The organism is Vibrio sp. 10N.222.48.A3 (assembly GCF_041475345.1).
GTDB lineage: Bacteria > Pseudomonadota > Gammaproteobacteria > Enterobacterales > Vibrionaceae > Vibrio > Vibrio tasmaniensis_A.
The window spans coordinates 1-3,179 of sequence record NZ_JBFRVX010001037.1; the positions used below are offsets into that span (position 1 = coordinate 1).

The window sequence follows — 3,179 nt, forward strand, 5'->3', positions numbered from 1 at the left end:
TTCCTTATCACCATCGGTGACCGCTCGGTAACAGGCCTTGTAGCTCGTGACCAAATGGTTGGCCCATGGCAGGTTCCAGTTGCTAACTGCGCAGTAACTGCAGCAAGTTACGACTCTTACCACGGTGAGGCGATGTCTCTTGGTGAGCGTACGCCAGTAGCACTTCTAGACTTTGGCGCGTCAGCTCGTCTAGCGGTTGGTGAAGCAATCACTAACATCGCAGCGACCAACATCGGCGATATCAAACACATTAAATTGTCAGCTAACTGGATGTCTCCAGCAGGTCACCCTGGTGAAGATGCAGGTCTTTACGAAGCGGTTAAAGCCGTGGGTGAAGAGCTATGTCCGGCACTGGGTCTTACTATCCCTGTGGGTAAAGACTCAATGTCGATGAAGACTAAGTGGGAAGAGAACGGCGAGCAGAAAGAAGTAACGTCTCCGCTATCTCTTGTTATCACTGCATTTGCACGTGTTGAAGATGTTCGTAAGACAATTACGCCTCAGCTTCGCACTGACAAAGGTGATACTTCACTAGTTCTTATCGACCTAGGTAACGGCAAAAACCGTATGGGTGCTACAGCACTAGCGCAAGTTTACAAGCAGCTTGGTGACAAGCCAGCAGACGTAGACAATGCAGCACAACTAAAAGGTTTCTACGAAGGCGTTCAAGCACTTGTAGCGAACGACCAAGTTGTCGCTTACCACGATAAAGGCGATGGCGGTCTATTCGTAACGCTAGCTGAAATGGCGTTCGCAGGTCACTGTGGTGTTAACGCTGATATTGCAGCGCTTTTATCTGCATCAGAGAACAGCGAAGATACGCTAGCAGCACTATTCAACGAAGAGCTAGGTGCGGTAATCCAAGTTCGTAACGATGACCTAGACGCAGTACTTTCTACACTTGCTGCAAACGGCCTAGAAGCGTGTTCACACGTAATTGGTTCTGTTGAAGCATCAGACGAAGTAGTGATTAAGTCGGGCGCAGACGTTGTAATCCAACGTAACCGTACTGAACTACGTACTATCTGGGCTGAAACTACGCACAAGATGCAAGGTCTACGTGATAACCCAATCTGTGCAGACCAAGAGCACGAAGCTAAGAAAGACAACTCAGACCCAGGTCTGAACGTGAAACTAAGCTTTGACGTAAATGAAGACATTGCTGCTCCTTACATCAACACGGGCGCTAAGCCTAAAATGGCGATTCTACGTGAGCAGGGTGTTAACTCTCACGTTGAAATGGCAGCCGCATTTGACCGTGCAGGCTTCGAAGCAACTGATATTCACATGAGCGACATCCTAACGGGTCAAGCGGTACTGGAAGAGTACAACGGCCTTGTGGCTTGTGGTGGTTTCTCTTACGGTGACGTACTAGGCGCTGGTGAAGGTTGGGCTAAGTCGGTTCTGTTTAACGACTCTACGCGTGACCAGTTTGAAAACTTCTTCAAGCGTGAAGATACCTTCTCTCTAGGTGTGTGTAACGGTTGTCAGATGCTGTCTAACCTGCGCGAGCTAATCCCTGGTGCTGAGTACTGGCCACGTTTCGTTCGCAACGAATCTGAGCGTTTTGAAGCACGTTTCAGCCTAGTTGAAGTTCAGAAGTCTGATTCTGTATTCTTCAATGGCATGGAAGGCTCTCGTATGCCAATCGCTGTTTCTCACGGTGAAGGTCGCGTAGAAGTGCGTGACAACGACCACCTAAACGCGATTGAAAACTCAGGTACAGTTGCCCTACGTTACGTTGACAACAACGGTAACCAAACGCAGCAATACCCGAACAACCCGAACGGTTCGCCAAATGCTATCACTGGTTTAACAACGACGGATGGCCGTGTGACTATCATGATGCCTCACCCAGAGCGTGTATTCCGTACGGTTGCTAACTCTTGGTCTCCAGAAGGTTGGGGCGAGAATGGCGCTTGGATGCGTATGTTCCAAAACGCACGTAAGAATGTGGGTTAATCTGGTTCACAAAACCGAATAGTTTTAAAAACTAATAAAAGCGCAGACTGAAAGGTCTGCGCTTTTTTATTGGCAACTCTTTAGGAACCAGAGCGAAACAATTAACGTTTGCAGTTTGCTGTTCTAAAAAACTCCACTACGCTAAATGTTATGGAATCAATTTGTTAGGCCATGAATTTCTGTACGTGAACAGGAAGACTGCTGTTTGGCTATGCAAAAACCGAATCAATCATCGTGGCATAAGAGGGATCTATGAAAACAACAATCACAAAAGCAGTTGCAGTGGCAGCGATTGTCATGTCGTTAGCTGGGTGTGTCGGTAGTAATGCCGTTACTGGGAAATTAATGAAGTTCAACGTTGAGGTTGTAGATAACCGTTACGCTCGTGCTGGGGTCAACTTCTTGCTTGCTCCCGTTTACGCTTTAACATTCGCAGCCGATTACATCGTGTTTAACTCGATCGAATTCTGGGCGGGGAAAAACCCACTCACAGGCGCGCCTCATATCTTCGATAGTAAAGTCGATACCATGATTGATGTGAACGACAGCCTCGATGATTCACTGAAAGATGCACCACTTGGCTTTAATAATCGTCAGATCGAATGGGGTGAGATGAAACAAATCGATGAGAATACGATTCGTATGGACATCACCTACAATGATGGTCAGAAAGCCGTTTTGACGGGGGTTCGTGATGGCGACAAGGTCAGTTACTACATGGATGGTACGTTAGTATCAGAAACCTCTATTCAAGCGCTTGAGCAGTTAGCTGCCGAGAAAGTGTAACGCTTTCCGTTTTATATAGATAAAAGAAAAGCCGCTGGATTTACCTCCAGCGGCTTCGTGTTTTTTAGTATCTAGTAATTTAGCATCTAGTGCGTAGATTAGTTGTTGCTGTGTAGCTCGCTGTTCAGTTCAACAGCTGACTTGTTCGCTAGACATTCAATTTGGCCAGTAATCGAGTTACGACGGAACAGAAGATCAGAAACGCCAGCAAGGTCACGAGCTTTAATGATTTCTACTTCGTTGCCTTCTTTATCTAACATGCGAACCTTAGTACCCGCAGTCACGTAAAGACCTGACTCAACCGTACAACGGTCGCCCATTGGGAAACCAAGACCCGCATTTGCGCCTAGTAGGCAGTTTTCGCCGATAGAGATAACCATAGTACCGCCACCCGACAGAGTACCCATGATAGAAGCGCCGCCGCCGATATC

At 47.3% G+C, this 3,179-nt stretch carries 3 protein-coding genes; 2 read left to right on the plus strand and 1 reads right to left on the minus strand.

Annotation, left to right across the window (positions count from 1 at the left end; translation table 11 throughout):
• On the plus strand, positions 1-1,962 hold a 1,962-nt coding region (gene purL, locus AB4653_RS23365), incomplete at its 5' end, for a phosphoribosylformylglycinamidine synthase (RefSeq protein ID WP_372105437.1).
• Positions 1,963-2,214: 252 nt separating this feature from the next.
• Positions 2,215-2,748, plus strand: coding sequence for a DUF3332 domain-containing protein (locus tag AB4653_RS23370; protein ID WP_009848345.1), 534 nt, complete (start codon positions 2,215-2,217; stop codon positions 2,746-2,748).
• A gap of 98 nt (positions 2,749-2,846) precedes the next feature.
• Here the strand turns inward: AB4653_RS23370 and AB4653_RS23375 are convergent.
• On the minus strand, positions 2,847-3,179 hold a 333-nt coding region (locus tag AB4653_RS23375; RefSeq protein ID WP_372105438.1), incomplete at its 5' end, for a DapH/DapD/GlmU-related protein.

What these genes read in the sequence shown, in the direction of transcription:
- AB4653_RS23370 (WP_009848345.1), top strand. Translation starts at nt 2,215, where the DNA reads ATGAAAACAACAATCACAAAAGCAGTTGCAGTGGCAGCGATTGTCATG.